A 26,150-nucleotide genomic window follows, 5' to 3' on the forward strand; every position below is an offset into this window, starting at 1 on the left:
TGGTCTCCGGCAGCGGATTGACCGCAACGCGCGGGTGGCGGAAAGGCGGCACCATGAGCTTCGACATCCTCGTCACCGCCCCCCATCTCGACCGTTCCGGCCTCGACCTGCTGGAGGCCGCGGGCTGCCGGCTCGACTTCGTGCCGGCCGCGAACGCCCGGGCCGAGATGGAGCGGATGCTGGCCGGCAAGGCCTATGACGGCATCGTCTCCCGCTTCGTGCCGATCTCGGGCGCGGCGATGGCGTCCTGCCCGACGCTGAAGGTGATCTCCCGCGCGGCCGTCGGTGTGGACGCGATCGACCTCGGCGAGGCAACGCGGCGCCGCATCCCGGTGCTGGCCGCGGTCGGCGCCAATGCGCAGTCCGTCGCGGAGTTCACCATCGGCATCATGCTCGCCGCCGCCCGCGACATCGCGCGCCACGACGCCGTGACTAGGACCGGCAAGTGGGACAAGGGCCGGCTCGGCATCGAGATGCAGGGCCGCACGCTCGGCCTGGTCGGATACGGCGAGATCGCGCGCCGCGTTGCGCCGATCGCGATCGCGATGGGCCTGCGCGTGCTGGCCTGGAGCCCCCGCCTGCACCTGGCCGGCGACATCGCGCCGGTGGAGCGCGCGGCCGACCTGCGCGACCTGCTGCGGCGGTCCGATATCGTCTCGCTGCACGCGCCGCTGACGCCGGCCAACCGCGAGATGATCGGCGCGGCGGAGCTCGACCTGATCGGGCCGGAGGGCGTGCTCGTGAACACCGCGCGCGGCGGGCTGGTGGACGAGGCCGCGCTGGCCGCGGCGCTGCGCGAGGGGCGGCTCTTCGCCGCCGCGCTCGACGTGCGCCCGACGGAGCCGCCGCCGGAGGAGACGGTGCTGACCGGCGTGCCGAACCTCTTGCTGTCGCCGCATATGGGCTCGGCAACGGCGGCGTCGCGCGACCGCACGGCGCGGATCGCGGCGACGCAGCTTCTCGACGTGCTGCTCGGGCGGCCCCTGCCGCCACGAGCCTGCGTCAACCCGGACGCGCTGGCGCCGTAGGGGTCAGCCGACCGTCGGCACGAGGCGGTAGCCGGTCCCGGACCGCTCCGCCCGGCCGACCACCGCCGCCATGCTGGCGTGATAGACGATGACCGGCATGCGGTCGGCAGTCAGCTGGTCCAGCAGGCGCTTTCGGGTGGCCACCGCATCGGCGGGATCGGTGTCGAAGGCGATGTACCACTCGGGATTGGCCCAAAAGAAGCTCGGCGCGTGGATCGCGTCGCCGCTGACCATCACGGACTGCCCGCCATCGCTGACGACGAAGACGGAATGCCCGGGCGAATGGCCCGTCGCCGCGATGGCCGTCACGCCCGGCAGGATCTCGGCGCCGGGCTGGAAGGTCTCGACCTTGCCGGCATAGGCGCCGAGGCGCCGGCGGGCATTGGCGAAGGTCGGCTTCAGCAGGTCGCGCGCGCGGCTTTCCTCGCCCTCGTCGGACCAGAAGGCCCATTCGCGCTGGCCGACGAAGACGCGGGCGTTCGGGAAGTTCGGCGCGCCGCTGCCGTCCACCAGCCCGCCGAAATGGTCGGGATGGAGATGCGTCAGCACCACCGCCGTGACCTCCGCGGGATCGAGGCCGGCCGCGCGCATGTTGGCCAGGAACTGCCCGGTGGTCGGGCTGGACCCCGCGGCATTGCCGACGTCGAAGGCGACGAGGCCGCGCGGCGTGCGGACCACGGTCGGGTTGAAAGGCTGCAGGAACTCCGGCCCCGGAAAGCCCGAATTGCGCAGCGCCGCGACGACCTGCTCGGGCTGGGCGTTCGCCACCACGCCGGGATTGGCGGCGTTGCGCGCATTCGCGCCGTCGGTCACGACCGTGACCTCCAGCGAGCCCACCGCCATTCGCTGGACGGCCGGACCCGGCGAGGCCGGGATCGCCTGGCCGGCGGCGGGTGCGGCGCGCAGCAGGGCGGGGAGGGCGAGGGCGGTGCCCCCGGCGAAGAGCGTACGGCGATGCATGACGGCGTTTCCCTGGATCAGGCGACGGGGACGAAGCGGTAGCCCTGGCCGGCGCGCTCGACGCGGCCGAGACCGGGCATGACGAAGTGATAGGCGACGAGCCGCACGCGGTCCGTCGCCAGCCGGTCGAGCAGCGCGGCGCGCGTGGCCGCGGCCGTCGCCTGGTCCATGTCGAAGCCCGCCACCCATTGCGGCATCGGCAGGAAGAGCTCGGCCGAGGTCGCGACGTCGCCGATCACCATCAGCTGCTCGCTGCCATCGGCGACGAGGAAGCTGCTGTGCCCCGGGCTGTGGCCGGGCGTCGCGACCGCGGTGATGCCCGGTGCGACCGTCGCCCCCGGCGCGAAGCGCGCCACGCGGTCGCCATAGGCGCCGAGGATGCGGCGCACCGCTGCGAAGCCCGGGCGCCGGTTCTCGGCGGCGCGGGATTCCTCGCCCGCATCGGTCCAGAACGCCCATTCGCGCTCCGGCACGATCACCTGCGCATTGGGGAAGGCCGGCGTGCCGTCCGCGCGCACCAGGCCACCGATATGATCGAGGTGGAAATGCGTGATCGCGACGCGCGTCACCTGCTCGGGCGGCGTGCCGGCGGCCGCGAGATTCGCGGCCACCCGGCCCTGCCCGCCGCGGCCGGTGTCGAGCAGCACGGCCTGGCCGCCGGTCCGCACCAGCGTGACGTTCCAGGAATTCGGCAGGATGGTCGTGGCGATGTTCTGCGCGGCGAGCACGCCGCGGACCTCGTCCGGCGAGGCGTTGACGACGAAGCCCGCCGTCGCGTCCGGCCGCCAGGAGGAGCCGTCATTGACCACCGTCACCTCCAGCGCGCCGACGCGCGTGCGGTGCAGCGGGATGGTCGGCGGCGGCGCGGCGGCCTGGGCACGCGCTGGGCGCGGCATCAGGGCCGGCATTCCCGGCAGTGCGGCGGCGGCGAGGAAGGCACGACGGTTCATGCGGTAACTCTCCGGGGTCCGGTGGGATGCGATGCGGATCAGGCGGCAGGAATGAAGCGGTAGCCTGCGCCGGCGCGCTCGACGCGGCCGGTGGACGGCATCGGCCAGTGGAAGGCGATGACCTCGATGCGGTCGGCCGCCAGGCGATCGAGCAGCCTCATCCGCGTCTCGGCGGCCAGCGCGGGATCCATGTCGAGCATCGGCTGCCAGGCCGGCATGGGCAGGAAGAGCTCGGCGGCGCCAACCACGTCGCCCATCACCATCAGCTGCCGCGTGCCATCGGCGAGCAGGAAGCTGACATGGCCGGGGCTGTGGCCAGGCGTCGCCACGCTGCGAAGGCCCGGCAGCACCTCCGCATCCCGCGCGAAGGGCGCGATCCGGCCGGCATAGGGCGCGAGGCAGCGCCGGGCGAAGGCGAAGCCCGGGCGGCGGAAGGCGGAGGCCCGGGATTCCTCGCCCTCGTCGTTCCAGAAGGCCAGTTCGCGCTCCGGCGCCAGGACCCGGGCGTTGCGGAAGGTGGCGGTGCCGTCGGCCGCCAGCATCCCGCCGACATGGTCGCCGTGGAAATGCGAGAGCAGGACGACGGTGACCTCCTCCGGCTCGATGCCGGCCGCGCGCATGCTGTCGAACAGCACGCCCCCGCCGGCGCCGCCGCGACCGGTGTCGATCAGCACGACATCGGCGCCGCGGCGCAGCAGGGTCGGGTTGTAGGGGTTGCGCAGCCCGGTCGGCGCGATGCCCTGGCCGGCGAGCAGCGCACGCACCTCCTCCGCCGGCGCATTGAGCACGAAGCCTTGCGTCACGTCGGGCCGCCCGGCCGCGCCGTCGGACAGCACGACGACTTCGACATCCCCGATGCGCGTGCGGTGGAAGGCGGGCGGCGGCGCCGGCGTCTGCGCGGCGGCCCTGCGGGGCGGCAGCGTGGCGGGCAGCACGAGCGCACCCGCGCCGAGCACCAGGTCGCGACGCAACATCCGGAACCCCCCCCTTTTCGGTATCCAGCCCAGACAGGTTGGACCGTCGCCGCGTTACACAAGGGTCACGGCCGTCGCCAAGAGACAGAACGTAACGGCTGAATCGCCCCGGCGCGCCCGGACGGCATCGCTCAGCGCGCGAACGCGACCACGGATTCCACATGCGCCGACCAGCGGAACTGGTCGATCGGCGTCGCCGCGGTCACGCCGAAGCCGGCGTCCTTCAGCACGGCCGCGTCGCGCGCCAGCGCCGCCGGGTTGCAGGAGACGTAGACGACATGCCGCAGCGTGCCGCGCGCGATCTGCGCCACCTGCTCCGCCGCGCCGGCATAGGGCGGGTCCAGCACCATCAGATCGTAGGCCTTCATCTCGGCCGGCAGCACGGGCTGGCGGACAAGGTCTCGCTTCACCGCCTCGACCCGCGCCACGGCCTGCCGCGCCGCGGCATCCAGCGCGGCGACCGCCTCCGCGCTGCCTTCCATCGCGGTGACGCGGCCGCGTGCCGAGAGCGGGAAGGACAGCGTGCCGATGCCGGCATAGAGGTCGAGCAGCCTCGGCCGCACCGGCAGCTTCGCCGGCAGCGCCGCCATGACGGCGGCAACGATCGCGGCCTCGCCCTCGCGGCTGGCCTGGAGGAAGGCCCCGGGCGGCGGCGCCACCGTGACGCCCGAAAGGTCGAGCCGCACCGGCGCGTCCTGCGCCGCCGTCTCCGCCGGGCCGTCCCCAGGCTTGCTCCCCTCGGCCCACGCGATGCGCGGCAGCCCCATCTGCTGCGCGAAGGCCGCGAGCAACCGGCGGCCTGTCGCATCCAGCGGCCGGTCCGTCCGCAGCAACAGGTCCGGCCCGCTGTCCAACAGGTTCAGAACCGCTGAGCCCTCGCGCGCCAGCGCGGTCAGCCGCCGTGCCAGCGCGCGCAGCGGCGCGACCAGCGCGAAGAGAACGGGCCGCAGGATGTGGCACTCCCGGAGGTCGAGGATCTCCGCCGATCCCCGCGCATGGAAGCCGACCGCAACCGATCCGTCCGGCCGCCGGCGCAGCGCGAGGTCGGCGCGGCGGCGGCTGTCCGGCGGGGTGACGACGGTCTCCGCCACCGGCGCGTCGCGAAACCCCGCCTGCGCGAGCGCCTGCGCCAGGCGCTCGCGCTTCCAGCGGGATTGCGCCGCGAGGTCCCAATGCTGGAGCGTGCAGCCGCCGCAGCCCTGCAGGAAATGGCGGCAGGGCGGTTCGACGCGCTCCGGGCTCGCCGTGACGATCGCCTCGACCTCGGCGCGGGCGCCGTTGCGCGCAGGCGTGACCCGTGCTGCCACCATCTCGCCGGGCAGGGCCTGCGGCACGTAGCAGGGCGTGCCGTCGTGCAGCGCGATCCCGTCGCCCGCGGCGCCAAGGCGCGTGACCGCCAGCAGCGTCGTCGCGGCGCTCACGGATCGCCGCGTTTCATCCCGCGCGCCGACAACTGGACCTCGAGCAGGAAGAGCAGCAGCGCGACGAGCAGGCTCACCATGCCGAGGATCAGCAGCGCCACCACATGCGTGCCCGCGCCGACGCCGAAGACCGGCTCGAGGAAGGAGACGATGACGAGCACGCACAGCATCACGGAGGAGACGATGCAGGCGGTGATCGCGGCGTAGATGACCCTGGCGCGGCGGCGCAGCAGCGGTCGCAGGCGCGTCGTCTCGAGCGTGCCGTCCTCGAGATCGCGCTCGCGGTCCGTGACGCGCTGCAGCCGGCCCGTGAGCAGGTTGAGAACGGCCATCACCCCGCCAAGCACGAAGGCCGGCGCGATGGCGAGCTGCAGCGTTCGCTCGACGGTGAGGAGGTCGGAGCCGGTCAGCATCGCCTCCTCCGCGGGCGCAAATCAGCCGCCGAAGGCGTTCAGCCCGGTCTGCGCACGCCCGAGGATCAGTGCATGCACGTCATGCGTGCCCTCGTAGGTGTTCACGGTCTCGAGGTTCATGACGTGGCGGATGACGTGGTACTCGTCCACGATTCCGTTGCCGCCATGCATGTCGCGCGCGACGCGCGCAATATCGAGCGCCTTGCCGCAGTTGTTGCGCTTCACCAGGCTGATCATCTCCGGGCTCGCCTTGTGCTCGTCGAAGAGCCGCCCGACGCGCAGCACCGCATGCAGGCCGAGCGTGATCTCCGTCATCATGTCCGCGAGCTTCTTCTGGATGAGCTGCGTCGCGGCGAGCGGCTTGCCGAACATCTTGCGGTTCATGGTGTAGTCGCGCGCGCGGTGCCAGCAATCCTCGGCCGCGCCGAGCGAGCCCCAGGCGATGCCGTAGCGCGCACGGTTCAGGCAGCTGAACGGGCCGGCGAGGGACTTCACGCCGGGCAGGCGGTTCTCCTCGGGGACGAAGACCTCGTCCATCATGATCATGCCGGTGACCGACGCCCGCAGGCTGAACTTGCCTTCGATCTTCGGGAAGGTGAGGCCCTTCATCCCGCGCTCCAGGATGAAGCCGCGCAGGATGCCCTCGTCGTCCTTCGCCCAGACGACCGCGATGTCGGCGATCGGGGAGTTGGTGATCCAGGTCTTCGACCCGCTCAGCAGGTAGCCGCCATCGACCTTCCTCGCGCGGGTGCGCATCGACGAGGGATCGGAGCCCGCATCCGGCTCGGTCAGGCCGAAGCAGCCCACCCATTCGCCGGTGCGCAGCTTCGGCAGGTACTTATCCTTCTGCGCCTCCGACCCGAAGGCGTGGATCGGAAACATCACCAGGCTGGACTGCACGGAGAAGGCGGAGCGGTAGCCGCTGTCCACGCGCTCGACCTCGCGCGCCATCAGCCCGTAGGAGACATAGGACACGCCGGCGCAGCCATGGCTGTCGAGGGTGGCGCCAAGGAAGCCCATCTCGCCGAACTCGTTCATGATCTCGCGGTGGAAGTGCTCCTTGCGGAAGGCTTCCTGGACGCGCGGCAGCAGCTTCTCCTGGCAGAAGTCGCGCGCGGCGTCGCGGATCATCCGCTCGTCCTCGGTCAGCGCCTCGTCCAGCAGGAGGGGATCGTCCCACTTGAAGGGCGGCAGCGTGGACTTCTTCGCGACCGGGGTGACGACGTTCATGAGTTTCCTCCTCGCGGCAGGCGGCGCGGCGACGGCAGAAATCTAGGCGGTTGTCCGGCAGGAGCAACCGCCCTGGCGTTCACGCCGCCTCGGAAGCCTCGGCCTCCGGCGCGGGGTCGTGGCGGGCGGCCGGTTCCTCGCGCCGGGGGCGCGGGATCGGGATCGTCATGAAGGCCGGCACGCTGTCGCCGAAGCCCTGCACCGGCGGCCCGAGATCGTCGCGCCGGTCGCGGCGGTGATCGTCACGACGCGGCCCACGATCGTCGTCACGACGCGACCCCCGGTCGTCGTCACGACGCGACCCGCGGTCGTCGTCACGACGCGGGCGGTCCTCCTCGCGGCGCGGGGCTCGGTCATCGCGGGCGGCCTGCTCCTCGCGCCGCGGCCGGTCGCGGCGGTCGTCCCGGCGGGGCCGGTCCTCGTCGCGCCGGGGCGTGCGATCCTCCCGCGGCTCGGCGGCGCGCTCCTCGCGGCGGGGCCGGTCGCCGTCGCGCCGGGGCGTGCGATCCGCCTGCGGCTCGGCGGCGCGCTCCTCGCGGCGGCGGTCGTCGCGGCGCGGTGCGCCGCCGTCGCGGCGGTCATCGCGCCTCGGGCGGTCGTCCCGCCCGCGGCGGTCCCCGCCGCGCTCCGGCGCCCGCGAGGGCGCCCGGCCGAAGCGGCCGCGGCGCGCCTTGGCACCCTCCGCGATCTCCTCCGGCGTCACGGGATCGAGGCCCTCGATCTCCATGCGGGGAATTGGCATGCCCGTCAGCTTCTCGATCGCGGCGAGCGACTTCGCGTCCTCGGGGCAGGAGAGGGTGAAGGCATGCCCCTCGCGCCCCGCGCGGCCGGTGCGGCCGATGCGGTGGACGTAGTCCTCGGCGTGGAAGGGCACGTCGAAGTTGAAGACGTGGCTGAGCCCGCCGATGTCGAGCCCGCGCGCCGCGACGTCGCTGCACACCAGCAGCTTGATGTCGCCGGCCTTGAAGCGGTTCAGCGTGGCGAAGCGGGCGGACTGGTCCATGTCCCCGTGCAGCTCGCCCACGGAGAAGCCGTGCTTCTTCAGCGACTTGTAGAGGATGTTCACGTCGACCTTGCGGTTGCAGAAGATCAGCGCGTTCTGCACCGCTTCCTTGCGCAACATCCGCCGCAGCGCCTCGCGCTTGTCGTGCTCGCGCACCCAGACCAGGCCGGTGACGATCGTCGTCGCCACCGTCGCGGGGCGGCTGACGCTGATCTCCTTGGGGTTCGACAGGAACTGGTCGGACAGGCGCCGGATCTCGGGCGCCATGGTGGCGGAGAAGAACAGCGTCTGGCGCAGCTTCGGCAGGAAGGAGACGATCTTCTCGACATCGGGGATGAAGCCCATGTCGAGCATGCGGTCGGCTTCGTCGATCACCAGCACCTTGCAGTCCGCGAGCAGGATGCGGCCGCGGTCGAACAGGTCGAGCAGCCGCCCCGGCGTCGCGATCAGCACGTCCACGCCCTTCTCCAGCACGTCGCGCTGGTCGTTCATGGATTCGCCGCCGATCAGCAGCGCGTGGTTCAGGCCGAGGTACTTGCCGTATTTCACGAACTGCTCGGCGACCTGCAGCGCAAGCTCGCGCGTCGGCTCCAGGATCAGGCTGCGCGGCATGCGCGCCTTGGCCCGGCTGCCCGCGAGGATGTCGAGCATCGGCAAGGTGAAGCCGGCGGTCTTGCCGGTGCCGGTCTGCGCCACGCCCATGACGTCGCGGCCCATCAGGACGATCGGGATCGCCTGTTCCTGGATCGGCGTGGGGTAGAGGTAGCCGGATTCCGCGACTGCCCGAAGGATCGGCTCGGACAGGCCGAGATCGGCGAAGGTGGTCTTCGCGGCCTCCTCGGCCAGCGCCTCGTCCTCCTCCGTCGGGCCCTGCTCGTCCTCGTCGGAGGACTGGTCGTCGTCGGAGGGATCGTCCTCGGCGTCGGAGTCGGCGTCGTCGGAGTCGGCGTCGATCTCCTCAGCCTCGTCCTCGACGCGCCCGGCCTCCTCCGCCGCGGCGATGGGCGCGGGGACGGTGTCGGTGCTGTCGGCGTTGTGCTCGGTCTCGGCCGCGCGCGGGGCGGTCGCGTCGCTCGGGTCGCTCAAGGATCGCTTCTCTGATGGCCTCTGGCCTGTCGGCGCCGCCGAGGCCCCGTCGGGCAAGGGCGGCCAATATGCGGCCCGCGGGCGCAACGAAAGGCGCGCGGAGCCCATGGGAACGGCGGGCATATGCGCCGATGTCTCCAGGAAATCAAGCGCAGGCGGGCCATGGCAGCCGCGCTCGGAACCCACCGCAGCCCTGCGCGAATGGCTTGCCCAGGGCTGGCCGCCATCGCATTAGTCCGCAACGGGGGGAGCCGACGATGACCGAGACGACCATCCTCGAGACGCGTGAGACCAAGCGGTCCTACGGCCTGGGACGAGGGCTCGTCGCGATCCTGCTGCTCGGCCTGCCCTTCCTCGGCCGGCAGCGCATTACGGTGACGAACGAGCGCATCGTCATCGAGCAGGGCTTCTGGACCAAGACGCGCGACGACATCGAGATCTTCCGCATCCGCGACGTCGTGTCGAAGCAGGCGCTGTGGCACCGCCTGGTCGGGATCGGCGACGTCGTGATCAAGGCGACGGAAGGAAGGTCGGAGGAGAACCACGTGCTGCGCGGCGTGCCAGACCCCATCGGCGTGAGCGAGGCGATCCGCAAGGCCTGGAACGCCTCGGCCCGCCCGCGCACGGCGACCAACCTGGACGGATGAGGCGACGATGACCGCGACGGTGGATTTCTGGGTCTCGATCGGCAGCACCTACACCTATCTCGCGGTGATGCGGGCCGAGGCGGTGGCCCAGGCCGAAGGCGTGGCGCTGAACTGGCGCGCCTTCTCCGTGCGGAAGATCATGGTCGAGCAGAACAACTCCCCCTTCCGCAACAAGCCGGTCAAGGCGGCCTACATGTGGCGCGACATCGCACGCCGCGCCGCCGCGCGCGGCCTGTCGCCGAGGATCCCCGCGCCCTATCCGCTGGAGGAATTCGACCTGGCGAACAAGGTCGCGGTGCTCGGCCTGCAGCGGGGCTGGGGGCGCGACTACATCCGCGCCGCCTATCGCCTGTGGTTCGAGCAGGGGATCGAGGCCGGCCAGCCCGACAACCTCGCGGGCGCGCTCGGCGGCCTCGGGCTCGACGTGGCGGCGGCGCTGGAGGAGGCCCGGTCGGACGCGATCCGCGCGGCCTACGACGCCGCGACGGAGGAGGCGAAGGCGCTCGGCGTCTTCGGCGCACCGAGCTTCGTGGCGGCGGGCGAGGTCTTCTGGGGCGACGACCGGCTGGAGGACGCGCTGGCCTGGGCGAAGAACGGAACCCTTCGCCCGACCTCAGGCGAGGTCAGGTCGGCGAGTGGAAGGTCTTCTCGCTGACCGTCCAGCCGTCCTCGTCGCGTCGGATCATCGACAGGAAGTCCACGTAGTCCCGGCCGTTCCAGCGCATGGCGACCTTCACCACGGCTGCCCGGCCGGCGCGGTCGATCGACACGATGCGCATGTCGAAGCGCTCGCCCGCGGCCTCGCGCGGGCCGAGGCCGGCGGCGTAGGAGACGAACTGCTCGCGTGTCAGGCTTCGCCATTCGCCGCCACGGTAACCCTGGATGCGTGCCGTGGGATGGAAGGCGGCATTCAGCTTCGCGGCGTCGGCTTCATGCATGCCCTGCATGTAGAGACAGGCGGTGCGCTCGATGGCGGCAAGGTCCTCGTCGCGCATCGCCTGCCGCCTCACCCCATGCAGCGCAGGAACAGAACCGAGGGGTGGACGGTCTCGCCCACCTCGTCCGCCGCGCGTGGCTGGGCGCGATCCACCAGGCGGGGCTCGACGCGGTTGGCGCGGAGGAAGGCCAGCGCCTCGGTGTGCTTGACCGCGAAGTTGACGTTCTGCGGGATGTCGCCGGTGCGCTGCGCGATGCGCTGGGCGTTGAGCTTGGACACGATCACGCCGACCACGTTGCCGCTCATGTCGAGCAGCGGGCCGCCGGAATTCCCGGGCTGCACCGGTGCGCTGATCTGGAACTGCCGCTGGTTGTCGCCGAGCCCCGCCAGCGCCGAGATCTCGCCCGTCGTCAGCGTCGGCCCCGAGGACAGCAGCCCCGCCAGAGGGAAGCCGTAGGTCAGGACGCCCTCGCCGCGGCGGAGATTGGCCTCGCGCCGGAAGGGCAGGGGCGGGCCGGCCTCGGCCGGCAGTTCCAGCAGGGCGAGGTCCACCTCCCGGTCCGAGGTCACGACGCGTGCCGCGCCCTCGGTCCCGGCGGCATTGCGGTAGCGCACCGCCAGGCAGCCCTCGATGACGTGGTGGTTGGTCAGCGCGCGGCCGGGTGCCACGACGAAGCCGGTGCCGGTGGAGAGCGTCCGTCCCGAGCCACCCGGCGGCGTCGGCGCCGGCGCGCCAGGCTTGCCCGGCGCGGCCGGCACCGGCGCGGCGGCGAGCGCTGGCGGCTTCTGCGTCGGCAGCGGCGGGAAGGCGGGAGCAGGCCCCGGCTTGCCCTGGCCGAGCGCCGCGCCGGCGGCCAGGCCGATCAAGAGCGCGGGAAGAAGCGGGATGAGACGCATGACGAGGGAACCATGCCGAGATCGGCGCATCCCGGTCAATCGCCGCGTCGCTTCGTTACAGCAGGCCCTCCCGCCGGAAGGACAAATGCCGGCCGTTGCCGACGATGAGGTGGTCATGGACGATGATGCCCATCACGCCGGCGGCCGCCTTCACCTCCGCCGTCATCTCGATGTCGGCCCGCGACGGGGTGGGGTCGCCGCTGGGGTGGTTGTGCACCAGGATCAGCGCGGTGGCGCCGAGCTCGAGCGCGCGCTTCACCACCTCCCGCGGGTAGACCGGCGTGTGGTTGACCGTCCCGCGGGCCTGCGCCTCGTCGGCGATCAGCCGGTTCTTCGTGTCCAGGAAAAGGATGCGGAACTGCTCGATCGAATCGCGCGCCATGGCGGCCTGGAGATACGCCGTCAGCCGGTCCCAGTTGTTCAGCACCGGCTTCTCCGTCGCCTCGGCGCGCAGCAGGCGGAGCGCCGCGGCCTGGGCGGCCTTGATGACGGCGACCGCGGCGTCGCCGACGCCCTCTACCTCCTTCAGCGCCTCGGGCGGGGCGGCCAGCACATTGGCGAAGCTGCCGAAGCGCTCGACCATCGCCTTGCTGACGGGCTTGGTGTCGCGGCGGAGGATCGCGAAAAAGAGCAGCAGCTCGAGCAGCTCGTAATCCGCCAGCGCGTCCGGCCCGGCATCCAGCAGCTTGCGGCGCAGCCGGTCGCGATGGCCGAGATGGCCCGGTGGCGCTTCCTCGCCGACCGGGGTCAGGGCGAAGAGGCCGGCGGCCTCCGAGAGCTGTGGCGTCCTGGCCATCGCCGCCAGACTGCCGCAGCGCAGGGCGGGATTACAACCGTCGGGCGAGAGTCGGGCATGCGCGACCGGCTCAGCCGCCGAGCAGCACGTCGTGCATGATCCGCCCCGGCATCAGGGTGAACAGCCCCGTGAGGACCAGCGCACCGAGATAGAGGCCGAGCATCAGGTTGCGATGGCGCCCAACGCGGTGCCGGCGCGCCATCAGCACGGCGAGCGGCACGAGGACCAGCACGAAGGGCACGATCAGGTGGATCCAGGAATAGCGCCCATCCTTGCCCGTGATGCCGAGGGCGGAGAGCGCCACCGCCAGCATCAGCCCAACCCAGGCCCAGCCCAGCACGCGATGCGGGGTGCGGCCCTTGCGGCCGGCGAACTGGAGGATGCCGACGAGAAGCGCGCCGAGCGCGGCGGCGACATGGAGCTGCACGAGAACGGGCGCTGCCGTCAGAGGGGCGAGGTTCATGACCGGCCACCCGCCATGTGACACTCATTCACATAACAGGCGGGCCATGTCGGGGCAAGCATTGCCCGCGGCTTCAGCGCCCGCTGTAGGGCGGGCGATGCAGGCCGGCGGGCGAGATGGTGAAGATCTCCACCCCGTCCTCGGTGACGCCGACCATGTGCTCGAACTGCGCCGAAAGGCTCCGGTCCCGCGTCACGGCGGTCCAGCCATCGTCGAGGATCTTCACCTCGGGGCGGCCGGCATTCACCATCGGCTCCACCGTGAAGAACATGCCGGGCCTGAGGACGGGCCCTTCGCCGGGCCGGCCGAAATGCAGCACGTTCGGCGGCTCGTGGAAGCGCCGCCCGATGCCGTGGCCGCAGAAATCCCGCACGACGGAGAAGCGGTGGCGTTCCACGAAGGCCTGGATGGCATGGCCGATGTCGCCGAGGGTGGCGCCCGGCCGGATCGCCGCGACGCCGCGCATCATCGATTCGTAGGTCACATCCATCAGCAGCCGCGCCTTGGTGGACGCCGTGCCGGCCACGTACATGCGGCTGCTGTCGCCATGCCAGCCGTCGAGGATGACGGTGACGTCGATGTTGACGATGTCGCCATCGGCCAGCATGCGCTCGCCGGGGATGCCGTGGCAGACCACGTGGTTGATCGAGGTGCAGGACGACTTGGTGTAGCCGCGGTAGCCCAGCGTCGCGGGGGTGGCGCCGTGCGCCAGGATCCAATCGTGGATGATGCGGTCGAGCTGCTCCGTGGTGACGCCGGGCTGCACATGCGGCGTGATCATGTCGAGCGTCTCGGCGGCGAGGCGTCCGGCACGGCGCATGCCCTCGAAATCCTCGGGGCGATGGATGGTGATGCGGCGCGCTTCGCCGCCCTGCTGCTCCATGGTGTCGTGACTGTCCGCTGGGCTGGGCCGAGGGCCGGAAGATGCGCGCGGGGACCGGCGGTTGCAAGGCAAGGCTGGCGCGCGCGGGGCGCGGGGGTCTTGCGTTGCCCGGCCGTTTCGTGCCTCCGGGACTGCGTCCCTCCGCCGATCCCGCGGGATCAGCCCCCCGGGCGCTCCCCCGCCTTCCGCTCCACCGTCCCCAGCGCATCCGCCAGCCTGACGGTCGCGCTGCCGGGCCGGGCCGGCTTCTGCTGGCTCTCATGCGGCGCCCAGCCCGTCATCATGATCAGCCTGAGGCCCGGCGCGATCCCCTCCGGCCCCTGCGGCAGCGCCGCGGCGGCCATCGGCAGCAGCGCCCGCGGCGGCGGGCGGCGATCCGCCGCCAGCACCGCGTTGGTCTCGCCGGCCGCGCGGAGGTCGGCGAAGAGGCCGAGCGCGGTCCGGTAGGCCAGCGGCACCTCCTCCTGGTCCGCGACCGGCAGCGCGAAGCCCGCGCGCTGCAGCAGCCCCGCGGCGTCGCGGAGCTCGGGGAAGGGCGAGACCCGCGGCGACAGCCCGCCGCGCAGGGACGTCTCCGCCTCGGCCAGCGCCTCCCGCAGGGGCTGCAGCGTGCCGAGGCCGGGGATGGAGGCCAGGAACAGCCCGTCCGGGGCCAGGCAGCGCCGGATCTGGATCAGCGCGCCGGGCAGGTCGTTGACCCAGTGCAGCGAGACGCTGGCCACCACCAGGTCGAAGCTCTCCGGGGCGAAGGGCAAGAACTCCTCGTCCGCCGCGACCGGCAGGCCGCCGGCGCGCGCCGCCATCCCGGGCGACAGGTCGGCCGACACCACGAAGGGGATGCCCCGCGCGGCGAGCCTCGGCGCCACCACGCCCCGCCCGCCGAGATCGAGCGCGCGGGAGAAGCGCCGGGTCGTGTCGTCCAGCCGGTCGAGCAGCCGCTCCGCGCAATCCTCCAGGATCGGCGCGACGCGCGACACCGTCGCCGCGGCGCGGTCGCGGCGCTTGCGCAGCAATCGCCGGTCGAAGACCCGCATCCCGTCCATCGCGGGCAGATGCGCCGGCTTCGCGCGGCCCGCAAGCAGGCGTAGGCTCCCGCCGGAACACGAAGGAGGAGGCCAGCCCATGAACGCCACCGACGTCTCCGCCGCCCGCGCGGCCGCGGTCGCCGCCACCATCGACCGCATCCGCGCCATCGAGGCCGAGCACGGCGTCACCCGCCCCGCGCTCGAGAAGATCCGCGCCGAGATGATGAAGCTCGCGGCGCAGGAGCACCTGTTCCCCTCCGCCACCTTCCCGCCCCCGCCGAACGGCGAGAAGGGCTCCAACCGCTACCTCCTGCAGGAGGATCCGGGCAACCGCTTCGCGCTCTACATGAACGCGCTGAACCCCGGGAACTCCACCAAGCCGCACGACCACACGACCTGGGCCGTCGTCGTCGCCGTGGACGGGCAGGAGCTCAACAAGGTCTATGAGCGCACCGACGACGGCTCCGACCCCGACAGATGCGAGCTTCGCGTCCGCGAGGAGATCATGGTCGAGCCCGGGCGCGGCATCTGCCTGATGCCGGAGGACATCCACTCCATCCACACAACCGGCGACCGCCCGACGCGCCACCTCCACATGTACGGCCTGGCGCTGGAGAAGCTCGACAACCGCCGGGGCTACGACCCCGAGACCGGCGCCGTCGTGCCCTACAACAAGAACTTCATGAAGCCGACTGCGACGGCCAAGGCATGACCGTGCCGGCGGTCGGCGCGGCCACCCTGAAGGCGTGGCTGCGCGACGGCCAGGAGCTCGCCATCCTCGACGCGCGCGAGGAAGGCGAGTTCGGCGCCAGCCATCTCTTCTGGGCGGTGCCCTGCCCGCTGTCGCAGGCCGAGCTGCGCGCCCCGCGCCTGGTTCCCCGCCGCTCCGTCCGAACGGTCTGCACCGATGGCGGCGAGGGCTACGCCACGATGCTCGCGCAGGTCCTGCGCGGCCTCGGCTGGTCCGACGTGCATGTGCTGGAGGGCGGCACGCCGGCCTGGGGCAAGGCGGGCTTCGAGCTCTTTTCCGGCGTCAACGTGCCCTCCAAGGCCTTCGGCGAATGGGTGGAGCACCATTACGGCACGCCCTCGGTCAGCGCGGAGGAACTGCACGCCATGCAGGCGCGCGGCGAGGACCTGCTGATCGTGGACAGCCGCACCCCCGCCGAGTTCCGCGCCATGTCCATCCCCGGCGGCATCTCCGTTCCGGGCGGGGAACTCGCCTATCGCGTCCCCTCCATGCTGGCGCGGCCGACGACCACGGTCGTCGTGAACTGCGCCGGCCGCACCCGCTCCATCATGGGGGCGGAGAGCCTACGCCAGGCCGGGCTGGCGCAGCGCGTGGTGGCGCTCCGCAACGGCACGATGGGCTGGGAGCTCGCGGGCTTTCGCTGCGAGCATGGCCGCACCGACCGCTACGAGGAGGGCACGCCGGCCGACGCCGCCGAAAGCCTGGCCCGCGCGCGCCGCTTCGCGGAGGCGCATGGGGTGAAGCGGGTGGACCGCGCGGGGCTGGCCGCAATGCGTGCCGGCGCGACACGCACGACCTACCTGCTGGACGTCCGCGACGCCGGTGAATTCGCGGCCGGCCACCTCGAGGGCTCGGTCAATGCGCCGGGCGGGCAGCTCGTGCAGGCCACCGATGGCTGGGTCGCGGTGCGCGGCGCGCGCATCGTGCTGGTGGACGACACCGGCACGCGGGCGCTGATGACCGCGGGCTGGCTGCGCCAGCTCGGGGGGTGGGAGGTCTTCGTGCTGGAAGGCGGCCTGGACGGCAGGCTGGAGACGGCGCCGGCGCCGACCTTCCCGCCAGGCACGCCGCGCATGAGCGTGGCCGACCTCGCGGCGTCGCTGGCCGAGGGCGGCGCGACGGTGGTGGACCTCCAGCGCTCCATCGCCTTCCGTGCCGGCCACATCCCGGGCGCGGTCTGGGGCGTCCGCACCCGCCTCTCGCGCATCACGCCGCGCCTGCCGGCCGACCGCCGCATCGTGGTGGCGGGGCCGGAGCCGATGCTCGCCGCCCTTGCCGTGGCGGAGCTGCGCGGCCTGGTGAAGGCGCCGATCGCCGCCCTCGAAGGCGGCGTCGAGGGCTGGAAGGCGGCCGGGCTGCCCGTGCTGGCGGACCGCGCCGACCCGCCGGACGAGGCTTGCGTGGACTTCCACCTCCGCCCCTATGACCGCAACCACGGCGTCGAGCAGGCCATGCGCGACTACCTCTCCTGGGAGGTGGAGCTGGTGAAGCAGGTCGAGCGCGACGGCGACGCCCGCTTCGGCCAGTGGGGGTGACGACGCTCGGCCGCCTGGCCACCGCCTTCCTCGACGCGCTGCTGCCGCCGGTCTGCCTGACCTGCGACAGCCCCGTGGACGCGCAGGGCGCGCTCTGCGCGGGGTGCTGGCGGGGCCTGCACCTGCTGACCCCGCCCTATTGCCGGCGCTGCGGCGTGCCCTTCCTGCATGCCGGCCAGGCCGGGCCGGGCGGCGACTGCGCTTCCTGCCTGAACAGGCCGCCGCCCTACGACGCTGCCCGCGCCGCGCTGCGCTACGACGAGGGCGCGCGCCGCCTGATCCTGCCCTTCAAGCATGCCGACCGCACCGATTTCGCCGCGCCGCTGGCCGCCCGCATGGCCCGCGCCGGAGCCGAGCTCATCGTCCGCGCCGACGTGCTGACGCCGGTGCCGCTGCATTGGCGCCGGCTGGCCGCGCGGCGCTACAACCAGGCCGCGCTGCTGGCCCGCCGCATCGCGGCCTCCGCCGGCAAGCCCTGGATCCCCGACCTGCTGCGCCGGCCGCGGCCCACACCCTCGCTCGATCATCTCCGTGCCGAGGACCGCGAGGCCACGCTCGCCGGTGCCTTCGCCCTCGGCCGCGGCGCCGCGCCACGCATCGCGGGCAGGCGCGTGCTGCTGGTGGACGACGTCATGACATCCGGCGCGACGGCCGGGGCCTGCGCGCGCGTCCTGCTGGCGGCGGGCGCGGCGGGGGTGGACGTGCTGGCCGCCGCGCGCGTGCCTGACCCGCGGCTGGAATCCAGCCCGCGGGCTTGACGCGCGCCCCCGGCGCGGCGACCTCTGCCGCATGGCGAAGGTCGAGATCTACACCCAGGATTTCTGCGGTTACTGCGCGCGCGCGCTGGCGCTGCTGACGAAGAAGGGCGTCCCCTTCGAGGAGAAATACGCCCCGCACGGCTCCGCCAACCGCGCCGAGTCGATCGAGCGGTCGGGTGGCCGCACCACCGTCCCGCAGGTCTTCATCGACGGGAAGCATGTCGGCGGGTCCGACGAGCTGATCGCGCTGGACCGCAAGGGCGAACTGGACGCGCTGCTGGCGGGCTGAGGGCGCCCCCCCTCTGGCACACCGGCCCCAGGACTGCCAAATGCCATTGCGCCGCCACACAGGGCGGCCAGGACAGGGGCATGATCCGCTACAAGCTGCGCTGCGGCGCCGGGCACGAATTCGAGAGCTGGTTCCAGGACGGCGCCGGCTTCGAGAAGCTGGCGAAGGCCGGGCTGGTCGAGTGCGCGGTCTGCGGCAGCGCAGCGGTCGAGAAGGCGCTGATGGCGCCCGCCGTGGTGTCCAGCCGGAAGAAGGCCAGGCCGCCCGCGCCGCCGCAGGCCGAGGCGCCGCCGCCCGCCCCGCCGTCCCAGCCGCCCCAGGGCCCGCAGATGGCCGCCGGCCCGATGCCGGCCCAGGTCATGGCCATGCTCCAGCGCCTGCGCGCCGAGGTCGAGAAGAATTGCGACTACGTCGGCAAGGATTTCGCGGAAGAGGCCCGCAAGATCCACACCGGGGAGGCCGAGGCGCGGGGGATCTACGGCGAGGCCTCCGACGCCGAGGCCGAGGCGCTGGCCGACGAGGGCATCGACATCGCCCGCCTCCCCTGGGTCCCACGCGCGGACGGCTGACGCCGCGCCGTGCCGGTTGTCCAGGACAACGCCGGCTGGTGCTGGTTCCACCGCGAACGCGCGCTGAGCATCGGCGGCGTCACCGTCTTCGGCAGCGTGGCGGGCCGTGACGCGGGCGCGGCGCGCGCCGGCGACCTCCGGCTGACCGCCATCGGCGGGGATGGCAAGACCAGGGTCTCGGTCGTGCTGGACCGGATCGCCCCGCCGGATGACCACAATGTGCCTGCGCTCTGCTGGCTGGGCGGCGACAGGCTCCTCGCGGCCTGGCAGGGGCACGACAGCGGCACCGCGATCGCCCACCAGGTCCTGGACCTCGGGCTCAACCCGCTCTCACCCGTGATGCGGACGGAAACCGGGGCGCGGGTGTCCTACAGCAACCTCTTCCGCCTTCCCGACGGCCGCGTGCTGAACTTCCATCGCGGCCGCGGCCGGAACCCGAACTGCCTCGCCTCCGACGATCCGATGCGGGGCTTCGTCCATGCCGGGACGCTGCTGCGCTGGCCGCGGCCGGCGCCGGAGGATCCGCGCGCCACGGGCCTCGGCGGCGGCCGGCCCTATGTGGTCTATGCGCAGGACGGGCCGCGCCTGCACATCGCGGCCGTCGAGGACCATCCGCGATCCTACGACACCTCCGTCCATCACGCGGTGCTGGAGGACGGCGTGCTGCGCGGCTCCGACGGCCGGGCCGCCGGACCGCCGCCTGCGATGGGGTTCGCCGGCTTCACCCGGGTGTTCGAGGGCTCCGCCGATGCCGTGCCCTGGGTCTGCGACATCGCGGCCGGGCCCGGCGGGCGCGTCACCATCGCTTTCTCCGTCCAGGTCTCGGGCGCGGCGGCCCGGCATCGCCGCGGCGCGGGCGGCGAGGATATCCGCTACCGCCTCGCCCGCTGGGACGGCGCGGGCTGGGACTGCCTGGAGGTCGCGGCCGCCGGCCCCTGCCTCTATCCCGGCGAGGACGACTACAGCGGGCTGGTCTGCATCGACCCCGAGGATCCCGACCGCATCGCGCTCTCGGCCGGCATCTGCCCCGCGACGGGCGCGGCGCTGTCCCATCGCGAGATCTACCTCGGCCGCGTGGACTGGACGGCGCGGCGCGCGCGCTTCGAGCCCGTGACCGCCGGCTCCTCCGAGGACAACATCCGCCCGGTCTTCAGCCGCCGCATCGGCGGCCCGTCGCGCGCGCTGCTCTGGATGGCGGGCCGCTACGCCAGCTTCAACGACTTCGACACCGCGATCCACGCGGCGATGCTGGATTAGTCTTGAGCCTGAACCGGCGCCGAGAGGCCGCTGGCTGTCGAGGCGCTGCGCGGCCCGTGATCACCCCCGCCTCGCCGCCACCAGGTAGTTCACCCCGAGGTCCCGGCTCTCCCGCCAGCGGCCGCTCAGCGGGTCCATCGTCATCCCCGCAAGGTCGGTCACCGCCAGCCCTGCGCGCCGCAGCCCTGCGCCGAGTTCGCCGGGGCTGACGAACATCCGCCAGTCATGCGTCCCCACGGGCAGCATGCGCAGCAGGTATTCCGCGCCGAGCTTCGCGAACAGAAAGGACCGCGCCGTCCGGTTCAGGGTGGAGAGGAAGACCATTCCCCCGCGCGCCTCCGGCGCGACACCCCCCGGCTTCGCCAGCGCCGCCAGCGCGGCCAGGAAGGCATCGCGGTCCTCGACATGCTCGATGACCTCCAGCGCGACCACGGCGTCGAAGGTCTCGCCCGTCGCGGCCAGCGCCTCCGGCGTGCCCTCACGGTAGTCGATCGCGAGCCCGCCGGCCGCGGCATGCTCCCGCGCGGCCTCCAGCGCCTCGCCGGCCGCGTCGAGGCCCGTGACCGAGGCCCCCATGCGCGCGAAGGCCTCGGAAGCCAGGCCGGCGCCGCAGCCCACATCCAGCAGGCGTAGCCCCGACAGGTCGCGCCCCTTCCGGTCCTCCGCCGCCGCGATCCGCCCGGCGATCCAGCCCGTCCGCAGCGGGTTCATCCGGTGCAGAGGCTTCATCGGCCCGCCCGGGTCCCACCAGCGCCCGGCCAGCGCCCCGAACTTCCGGATCTCCGCCTCGACCGCCGTCGTCATGCCTGCTCCTGCCAACGGGCGGTTGCCCCCCGCTCGCGCCCCGTTTATCTGAGCGCCCCCGGTGGGGCGCAACAGGGGCCGCCCGCCGCCGCCACGCCGCGCGCCCCTATCCCTGCCAAGGCCCCGCACCCGATAATGGCCCGCATCGTCATGAAGTTCGGCGGCACCTCCGTCGCCGATCTCGACCGCATCCGGAACGTGGCCAACCGCGTCAAGCGCGAGGTGGAGGCCGGCAACGAGGTCGCCGTCGTCGTCTCGGCCATGGCCGGCGCCACCAACCAGCTGGTCAAGTGGTGCTCCGAGCTCTCGCCCCTGCACGATGCCCGGGAATACGACGTCGTCGTCGCGACCGGCGAGCAGGTCACGATCGGGCTGCTGGCCATCGCGCTGCAGACCATCGGCGTTGACGCAAGGTCCTGGCAGGGCTGGCAGATCCCCATCGTCACCGACGCCGCGCATGGCAAGGCCCGCGTGGACCGCATCGACGGCAGCCTGCTGATCGAGCGCATGAAAGCGGGCCAAGTGCCGGTGATTGCGGGCTTCCAGGGCATCGAGCCCGACCGCAACCGCGTGACCACCCTGGGCCGCGGCGGGTCGGATCTGTCGGCCGTCGCGGTCGCGGCCGCGGTGAGGGCCGAACGCTGCGACATCTACACCGACGTGGACGGGGTCTACACCACCGACCCCCGCATCGTGCCGCGCGCGAGGAAGCTCGAGCGCATCAGCTACGAGGAAATGCTGGAACTCGCCTCCGTCGGTGCCAAGGTGCTGCAGACGCGCTCGGTCGAGCTTGCGATGAAGCAGCGCGTGCGCGTGCAGGTGCTCTCCAGTTTCGAGGACAAGCCAGGCAGCCTGGTCGTTGACGAGGACGAGATCGTGGAACAGCCTATCGTGTCCGGCATCGCCTATTCCCGCGACGAGGCGAAGGTGACGCTCCGCCGCGTGCCTGACCGGCCCGGCATCGCCGCCCATGTCTTCGGGCCGATGGCGGCGAACAACGTGAACGTGGACATGATCGTCCAGAACATCGGCGCCGACGGCACCACCGACATGACCTTCACTGTCGGCCGCGCCGACCTGCCGCGCGCGAAGGACATCCTGGAGAAGCAGAGGGGCGACATCGGCTACGAGGCGCTGGTCACCGATGCCGAGGTCGCCAAGATCTCCGTCGTTGGCATCGGCATGCGCACCCATGCCGGCGTCGCCTCGACCATGTTCAAGGCGCTGGCGGAGAAGGGCATCAACATCCAGGTCATCTCGACCAGCGAGATCAAGGTCTCCGTGCTGATCCCCGTTGACTACACCGAGCTCGCGGTGCGTGCGCTCCATACGGCCTATGGCCTCGACGGACCCGAGCCCGCGCGCCGCGGAGAGGACTGACCTGATGGACGCGCTGACCCCGGACACCGCCGCGCCCGAAGCGACGCCCCCTTGGGCCGTGGCGGAGATCGAGCGCCTCATGGCCCGCGGCGCCGCCTTCCTCGGCAGCCGCTACGCCATCATGGGCGGCGCGATGTCCTGGGTGAGCGAGCGGCACCTGGTCGCCGCACTCTCCAATGCCGGCGCCTTCGGCGTGATCGCCTGCGGCGCGATGGAGCCGCCGCGCCTGGCGGAGGAGATCGTCGGCACGCAGGGGCTCACCCGGAAGCCCTTTGGCGTGAACCTCATCACCATGCATCCGCGGCTGGACCAGCTCGTCCAGACCTGCCTCGACCACCAGGTCGGCCACATCGTCTTCGCTGGTGGCATCCCGCCGGGCAGCGCGATCAAGGCGGCCAAGGATGGCGGCGCCAAGGTCGTCTGCTTCGCCCCCGCGCTGGCGCTCGCGAAGAAGCTGATCCGCAGCGGCGCCGACGCCCTGGTGATCGAGGGCAGCGAGGCCGGCGGGCATATCGGCCCCGTCTCGCTCAACGTCCTCGCGCAGGAGATCCTGCCCCATGTGCGCGAGGTGCCGGTCTTCGTCGCCGGCGGGATCGGCCGCGGCGAGGCGATCCTGTCCTACATGGAGATGGGCGCGGCGGGCGTGCAACTCGGCACGCGCTTCGTCTGCGCGACGGAATCGATCGCGCACCCCAACTTCAAGCGCGCCTTCATCCGCGGCGCCGCGCGCGACGCGCTGCCCACCGTGCAGCTGGATGAGCGCTTCCCCGTCATCCCCGTCCGCGCCCTGCAGAACGGAGGCACCAGGCGCTTCCTCGAGCACCAGGCCGAGACGATCCGCCGCTTCCTCGCCGGCGAGGTGGAGAAGGCCGCCGCGCAGCTCGACATCGAGCATTTCTGGGCCGGCGCGCTGCGCCGCGCGGTGATCGACGGTGATGTCGAGAACGGCTCGCTGATGGCCGGGCAGTCCGTCGGGATGGTCACGAAGGAGCAGCCGACCGCGGAGATCGTGCAGGAGCTTGTCCTGCAGGCAGCCACTGCCCTCGGCGCGCGCGGACCGCGCGTGACCGCGCCATGACGTTCCACTTTTCCGCGATGATTCGGTTTACGCCGGCCGCCATCACAGGCTAGGTAGCGCCCCCGTGCCGTACGACCTGAAGCGCATCCCCCGACCGGTCGAGAATGCCGGCGCCGACGTGGCCCGCATCGGAGACGAACTCCGCGAGGGCCGGCTTGCCCTCGGCCTGTCCGTCGAGGACGTGGCCCAGCAACTGCGCATCCGCCGCGTCTACATCGCCGCGCTGGAGGAAGGGCGGCTCCGCGACCTCCCCGGCGCCGCCTATGCCGTGGGCTTCGTCCGCACCTATGGCGCCGCGCTCGGCCTGGATGCCGACGACCTCGTGCGCCGCTTCCGCGAGGCGACGGGCAGCAGCGCGCCCAAGCCCAAGCTCGTCTTCCCCGAGCCCGTGAGTGAACGCGCCATGCCCGCCGGCGCGATCGCCACGGTCGGCGCGATCCTCGCCATCGGCATCTATGTCGCCTGGTTCAACCTATCGGGCGGCGGCCAGCGCAGCGTGGACGTGGTCCCGCCGGTGCCGCCGCGGCTCGAACAGGCGGCCGAGCAGGGCCGCGCCCAGCTTCCGCAGCGCGAGGCCGCGCTGCCCTCCGCCAACCCCGGTGCCCTGCCGCTTGCGGCCCTGCCGCCGCCCGGCGGGAACGCCGCGGGGGCCAACACCTCCGCCCAGGCCGCGACCGTGCCGGCCGCGCCGACGCCGGCGCCGCCCCCCACGCCGGTCGCCGCCCCCGCCGCGCCCGCGCCCGTCGCGATCCCCGGCGTGCCCGACGGCACCCGCATCGTGCTGCGCGCCCGCACCAACAACCCCGAAGGCGCCTGGGTCCAGGTGCGCGAGGCCCGCTCCGGCCAGGTCCTGGTCAACCGCGTGCTGCGCCCCGGCGAGGCCTGGCCCGCCCCGGTCCGCGACGGCCTGCTGCTCGACACCGGCAAGGCGGATGGGCTGGAGGTGCTGCTCGACGGCCAGAACCAGCCCCTGCTGGAGGGACTGGTCGGTGTGCGCCGGAACGTCCCGCTCGAGGTGGACAAGGTGCGCCAGCGCCTGGTCCCGGCGACGGCCAGCGCCCAGCCTGCGCCGCAGCCGGCGCCGCCGCCGGCGCCGCCGCAGCGGAACTGAGCTTCCGCCGGGCGCCTGCGCCGCCCGCCGATGCGGGTCGCGGCTATCGCCGAGGCATCGCGAAGGCGAGGCCGACCGCCGCCGCGCCGGCGAGCGCCGGCAGGGCGAAGGCCGGCACCCCCGCCTACCCGCCACCGGCCTCGTCGCGGCCGGAGCGGCGATGCCGCTGCCGCGGCGACGTGTCCTCCACCGCATCCTGCAGCAGCCGCAGCAGCTCGGGATCCCCGCCCTCCTGCTGGAGATGGCGGAGAAGCCGCGCGCGGGCGGGATGCGCGAAGGCGGCAACCCCGCTGTTGCACGCGGCGGCGGCGGTATCGGCCGAGGGCGCGGCCGGCCCCTGCGCCGTCATGGCGTGGCCCCGGCGGGCGCCGGCAGGGCCAGGGCGAAGAAGCTCGCGACCTGCGCTGCCGAGTATTCCGTCGCCTGGGCCCAGAACGCCGTGCGAAGCCGCATGCCGGGGCGGCCGGGCCAGGTCACCGTCATCGATTCGTGGGGGCCGTTCGGCGGCAGGTCCCAGGCATGGCCGGCGCCGGCATAGCGCAGGTGCCGGACGGGGGCGGTGCGCGCGATCCGCGCGGCGAGGCCGGCGCAGTCCGCCGGCGTGTTGGCGGGATCCTCGTCGCCGTGCAGCAGCAGCACCGGCGCGCGCGGCGCCGCCTCCGCCGCCGCGCCGAGGCCGGCACAGCCGGGATAGAGCAGCGCCATCGCGCCGATCCGGCCGCCGACGATCGGATCCGTGGCGGCGCGCATCGCGGCCGCGCCGGAGGCGCCGAAGGACAGCAGCCCGACCGGCGCCTGGGCGAAGCGGGGATCCTCCGCGAGGAAGCCGATGGCCTGCTTCACCCGTGCGAGCGCGGCCGCTTCGTCATCCCCCGCCGGCATGGCCACGATCCCGTCGGCGGAATAATCCTGCAGCTCGACATGCAGCACCGCGATGCCGGCGGCGGTGAGCTGCTCGGCATAGCGCCAGCCCCGGGGATCGACGCCCGGGAAGTCGTAGAGCGCGACCACCACCGGGACCGGCGCGGCGGTCGCCGGGTCGTCCGGCAGCCAGAGCAGGCCGACATCGGCCTGCGCGGCGGTCTCGACGGCATGGCCCGGCCCCGCCGGCGAAAGCGCAAGCCCGGCACCGAGCAGGAGCCCGGCCAGTCCCGCCCGCAGGGGCGCCGCCTTGGCGCGGATCCCGATCGTGCCCCGCGTCATCGGCCGTCTCCCGCCCGGGCCCATGCGGCGCGCGCTTCGGGGGAGACGCTGGCCCATCGGCCGGCCGCGTCGAGCGACGCCGCGACGGCATCGTCGCCGCAGGCCTCGCGCGCCTGGCGCTCGGCGAGGCGCAATTCGGCCGCGCTTGCCGCGCCGGCCCGGTGGAAGCCTCGCATGAGCAGGACGAACTGGCCGGGCGTCACCGGTGTCTCGATCTGTTCGATCGAGCAGAGGCAGGGCCGCCCTGCATCGGCCTGGGGGCGGCAGAAGGCGATCAGGGCGTCGCCCCAGTCCTGGCCCGGCGGCGCGTCGGCCCCGGGCTGCTGGGCGGCGGTGAGCTGCCCGGCGCCGGCCCAGACCCGGGGAGCGGTGTCTGCCGGGTCCTTTGGCCGATCCTTCGGTGCGATCGCTTCCGCGGCCTTGCTGGCCGCGTGACCCGCTGCAACCGGGGCGATGCCGAGCACGGCCGCGAGGAGCAGGATCCGCGGCCGGCCGCGAGGCCGGCCCCGGAGCGGCTGTAAGACGTGCATGCTCGATCGCCTCCTTTCGTCGGGTGCCGCTCACCGATTGGGCTGGCGGATTTCCGAAGGCGGAGGGTCATCGAGTTGGATCGGCCCGCCGCGTCGAAGGGGATCAGGGCCCGGATTCCGTCGGCGGGTCCTGAAGGTTCGGTGAAATGACAGCGAAAGACCGGCTAAACCT

The 26,150-nt window shown here is 72.9% G+C and carries 29 protein-coding genes; 12 read left to right on the forward strand and 17 right to left on the reverse strand.

The window, feature by feature from the left end; genetic code table 11:
- Positions 1-53 precede the first annotated feature (53 nt).
- On the forward strand, positions 54-1,028 hold the full coding sequence (locus ACLF3M_RS15250; protein ID WP_430657799.1) for an NAD(P)-dependent oxidoreductase: 975 nt from the start codon (positions 54-56) through the stop codon (positions 1,026-1,028).
- 3 nt (positions 1,029-1,031) lie between these two features.
- On the opposite strand, the gene ACLF3M_RS15255 is transcribed toward ACLF3M_RS15250, so the two are convergent.
- The 7 genes from ACLF3M_RS15255 to ACLF3M_RS15285 form a co-directional block, all read right to left on the reverse strand.
- Positions 1,032-1,988: an MBL fold metallo-hydrolase gene (locus ACLF3M_RS15255; RefSeq protein ID WP_430657800.1), complete on the reverse strand. Its 957-nt coding sequence runs from the start codon at positions 1,986-1,988 to the stop codon at positions 1,032-1,034.
- A gap of 17 nt (positions 1,989-2,005) precedes the next feature.
- On the reverse strand, positions 2,006-2,938 hold the full coding sequence (locus ACLF3M_RS15260) for an MBL fold metallo-hydrolase (RefSeq protein WP_430657801.1): 933 nt from the start codon (positions 2,936-2,938) through the stop codon (positions 2,006-2,008).
- Positions 2,939-2,976: 38 nt separating this feature from the next.
- Entirely contained in the window at positions 2,977-3,912 is a 936-nt protein-coding gene (locus ACLF3M_RS15265; protein ID WP_430657802.1) for an MBL fold metallo-hydrolase, read from the reverse strand.
- Positions 3,913-4,043: 131 nt separating this feature from the next.
- The gene (locus ACLF3M_RS15270) at positions 4,044-5,333 is read right to left on the reverse strand and encodes a class I SAM-dependent RNA methyltransferase (RefSeq protein WP_430657803.1); all 1,290 of its coding nucleotides are present in this window, start codon (positions 5,331-5,333) and stop codon (positions 4,044-4,046) included.
- The gene (locus tag ACLF3M_RS15275; RefSeq protein ID WP_430657804.1) at positions 5,330-5,746 is read right to left on the reverse strand and encodes a DUF2721 domain-containing protein; all 417 of its coding nucleotides are present in this window, start codon (positions 5,744-5,746) and stop codon (positions 5,330-5,332) included. Before ACLF3M_RS15275 ends, ACLF3M_RS15270 begins: the two co-directional genes overlap by 4 nt.
- A gap of 21 nt (positions 5,747-5,767) precedes the next feature.
- Positions 5,768-6,976 carry an acyl-CoA dehydrogenase gene (locus ACLF3M_RS15280; RefSeq protein WP_430657805.1) on the reverse strand — a complete coding sequence of 403 codons (1,209 nt, stop codon included), beginning with the start codon at positions 6,974-6,976 and terminating at the stop codon, positions 5,768-5,770.
- A gap of 79 nt (positions 6,977-7,055) precedes the next feature.
- Positions 7,056-8,696 carry a DEAD/DEAH box helicase gene (locus ACLF3M_RS15285; protein WP_430657867.1) on the reverse strand — a complete coding sequence of 547 codons (1,641 nt, stop codon included), beginning with the start codon at positions 8,694-8,696 and terminating at the stop codon, positions 7,056-7,058.
- A gap of 626 nt (positions 8,697-9,322) precedes the next feature.
- Here ACLF3M_RS15285 and ACLF3M_RS15290 point away from each other — a divergent pair.
- Together ACLF3M_RS15290 and ACLF3M_RS15295 are read left to right on the forward strand one after the other, a co-directional pair.
- Positions 9,323-9,712, forward strand: a complete 390-nt coding sequence (locus ACLF3M_RS15290; RefSeq protein WP_430657806.1) for a PH domain-containing protein — start codon at positions 9,323-9,325, stop codon at positions 9,710-9,712.
- A gap of 7 nt (positions 9,713-9,719) precedes the next feature.
- A complete protein-coding gene (locus ACLF3M_RS15295) occupies positions 9,720-10,367 on the forward strand; it encodes a 2-hydroxychromene-2-carboxylate isomerase (protein ID WP_430657807.1) in 648 nt (215 codons plus the stop codon).
- Here the strand turns inward: ACLF3M_RS15295 and ACLF3M_RS15300 are convergent.
- The 6 genes from ACLF3M_RS15300 to ACLF3M_RS15325 all read right to left on the reverse strand — a co-directional run bounded on the left by ACLF3M_RS15300 (position 10,336) and on the right by ACLF3M_RS15325 (position 14,731).
- Complete coding sequence (locus ACLF3M_RS15300; protein ID WP_430657808.1) at positions 10,336-10,707, reverse strand: nuclear transport factor 2 family protein; 372 nt, start codon at positions 10,705-10,707, stop codon at positions 10,336-10,338. The genes ACLF3M_RS15295 and ACLF3M_RS15300 overlap by 32 nt on opposite strands.
- A gap of 11 nt (positions 10,708-10,718) precedes the next feature.
- Positions 10,719-11,546, reverse strand: a complete 828-nt coding sequence (locus ACLF3M_RS15305) for a S1C family serine protease (RefSeq protein WP_430657809.1) — start codon at positions 11,544-11,546, stop codon at positions 10,719-10,721.
- Between the two features lie 55 nt (positions 11,547-11,601).
- Positions 11,602-12,342 (reverse strand): RadC family protein, encoded by a 741-nt coding sequence (gene radC, locus ACLF3M_RS15310; RefSeq protein ID WP_430657810.1) that lies wholly within the window; start codon positions 12,340-12,342, stop codon positions 11,602-11,604.
- A gap of 70 nt (positions 12,343-12,412) precedes the next feature.
- Positions 12,413-12,805: a DUF2306 domain-containing protein gene (locus ACLF3M_RS15315; RefSeq protein WP_430657811.1), complete on the reverse strand. Its 393-nt coding sequence runs from the start codon at positions 12,803-12,805 to the stop codon at positions 12,413-12,415.
- 73 nt (positions 12,806-12,878) lie between these two features.
- The gene (gene map / locus ACLF3M_RS15320; protein ID WP_430657812.1) at positions 12,879-13,688 is read right to left on the reverse strand and encodes a type I methionyl aminopeptidase; all 810 of its coding nucleotides are present in this window, start codon (positions 13,686-13,688) and stop codon (positions 12,879-12,881) included.
- Positions 13,689-13,846: 158 nt separating this feature from the next.
- On the reverse strand, positions 13,847-14,731 hold the full coding sequence (locus ACLF3M_RS15325) for a methyltransferase domain-containing protein (RefSeq protein ID WP_430657813.1): 885 nt from the start codon (positions 14,729-14,731) through the stop codon (positions 13,847-13,849).
- 79 nt (positions 14,732-14,810) lie between these two features.
- Between ACLF3M_RS15325 and ACLF3M_RS15330 the strand changes: the two genes are divergently transcribed.
- The 6 genes from ACLF3M_RS15330 to ACLF3M_RS15355 all read left to right on the forward strand — a co-directional run bounded on the left by ACLF3M_RS15330 (position 14,811) and on the right by ACLF3M_RS15355 (position 19,872).
- Positions 14,811-15,425 (forward strand): cysteine dioxygenase, encoded by a 615-nt coding sequence (locus tag ACLF3M_RS15330; protein WP_430657814.1) that lies wholly within the window; start codon positions 14,811-14,813, stop codon positions 15,423-15,425.
- Positions 15,422-16,999 (forward strand): rhodanese-like domain-containing protein, encoded by a 1,578-nt coding sequence (locus ACLF3M_RS15335; RefSeq protein ID WP_430657815.1) that lies wholly within the window; start codon positions 15,422-15,424, stop codon positions 16,997-16,999. Before ACLF3M_RS15330 ends, ACLF3M_RS15335 begins: the two co-directional genes overlap by 4 nt.
- On the forward strand, positions 16,996-17,757 hold the full coding sequence (locus tag ACLF3M_RS15340; RefSeq protein ID WP_430657816.1) for a double zinc ribbon domain-containing protein: 762 nt from the start codon (positions 16,996-16,998) through the stop codon (positions 17,755-17,757). Before ACLF3M_RS15335 ends, ACLF3M_RS15340 begins: the two co-directional genes overlap by 4 nt.
- Positions 17,758-17,788: 31 nt before the next feature.
- A complete protein-coding gene (gene grxC, locus ACLF3M_RS15345) occupies positions 17,789-18,046 on the forward strand; it encodes a glutaredoxin 3 (RefSeq protein ID WP_430657817.1) in 258 nt (85 codons plus the stop codon).
- 80 nt (positions 18,047-18,126) lie between these two features.
- The gene (locus ACLF3M_RS15350) at positions 18,127-18,615 is read left to right on the forward strand and encodes a DUF1178 family protein (protein WP_430657818.1); all 489 of its coding nucleotides are present in this window, start codon (positions 18,127-18,129) and stop codon (positions 18,613-18,615) included.
- 9 nt (positions 18,616-18,624) lie between these two features.
- Positions 18,625-19,872 carry a BNR-4 repeat-containing protein gene (locus ACLF3M_RS15355; protein ID WP_430657819.1) on the forward strand — a complete coding sequence of 416 codons (1,248 nt, stop codon included), beginning with the start codon at positions 18,625-18,627 and terminating at the stop codon, positions 19,870-19,872.
- Positions 19,873-19,932: 60 nt separating this feature from the next.
- On the opposite strand, the gene ubiG is transcribed toward ACLF3M_RS15355, so the two are convergent.
- Positions 19,933-20,676: a bifunctional 2-polyprenyl-6-hydroxyphenol methylase/3-demethylubiquinol 3-O-methyltransferase UbiG gene (ubiG, locus tag ACLF3M_RS15360; RefSeq protein ID WP_430657820.1), complete on the reverse strand. Its 744-nt coding sequence runs from the start codon at positions 20,674-20,676 to the stop codon at positions 19,933-19,935.
- 135 nt (positions 20,677-20,811) lie between these two features.
- Between ubiG and ACLF3M_RS15365 the strand changes: the two genes are divergently transcribed.
- The 3 genes from ACLF3M_RS15365 (at position 20,812) to ACLF3M_RS15375 (ending at position 24,245) form a co-directional block, all read left to right on the forward strand.
- On the forward strand, positions 20,812-22,056 hold the full coding sequence (locus ACLF3M_RS15365; protein WP_430657821.1) for an aspartate kinase: 1,245 nt from the start codon (positions 20,812-20,814) through the stop codon (positions 22,054-22,056).
- A gap of 4 nt (positions 22,057-22,060) precedes the next feature.
- Positions 22,061-23,134 carry an NAD(P)H-dependent flavin oxidoreductase gene (locus ACLF3M_RS15370; protein WP_430657822.1) on the forward strand — a complete coding sequence of 358 codons (1,074 nt, stop codon included), beginning with the start codon at positions 22,061-22,063 and terminating at the stop codon, positions 23,132-23,134.
- A gap of 64 nt (positions 23,135-23,198) precedes the next feature.
- The gene (locus ACLF3M_RS15375) at positions 23,199-24,245 is read left to right on the forward strand and encodes a helix-turn-helix domain-containing protein (RefSeq protein ID WP_430657823.1); all 1,047 of its coding nucleotides are present in this window, start codon (positions 23,199-23,201) and stop codon (positions 24,243-24,245) included.
- Between the two features lie 124 nt (positions 24,246-24,369).
- Here the strand turns inward: ACLF3M_RS15375 and ACLF3M_RS15380 are convergent, their stop codons facing one another.
- Genes ACLF3M_RS15380 through ACLF3M_RS15390 form a run of 3 tightly spaced genes read right to left on the reverse strand, consistent with a single transcriptional unit; the run spans position 24,370 to position 25,912 of the window.
- Entirely contained in the window at positions 24,370-24,594 is a 225-nt protein-coding gene (locus ACLF3M_RS15380; protein WP_430657824.1) for a hypothetical protein, read from the reverse strand.
- Positions 24,591-25,448 (reverse strand): dienelactone hydrolase family protein, encoded by an 858-nt coding sequence (locus ACLF3M_RS15385; protein ID WP_430657825.1) that lies wholly within the window; start codon positions 25,446-25,448, stop codon positions 24,591-24,593. The genes ACLF3M_RS15380 and ACLF3M_RS15385 overlap by 4 nt, the downstream gene beginning before the upstream one ends.
- Positions 25,445-25,912, reverse strand: coding sequence for a hypothetical protein (locus tag ACLF3M_RS15390; RefSeq protein WP_430657826.1), 468 nt, complete (start codon positions 25,910-25,912; stop codon positions 25,445-25,447). Before ACLF3M_RS15390 ends, ACLF3M_RS15385 begins: the two co-directional genes overlap by 4 nt.
- Positions 25,913-26,150 lie beyond the last annotated feature (238 nt).

It is taken from the genome of Falsiroseomonas sp. HW251, assembly GCF_050563545.1.
Classification (GTDB): Bacteria; Pseudomonadota; Alphaproteobacteria; order Acetobacterales; family Acetobacteraceae; genus Falsiroseomonas.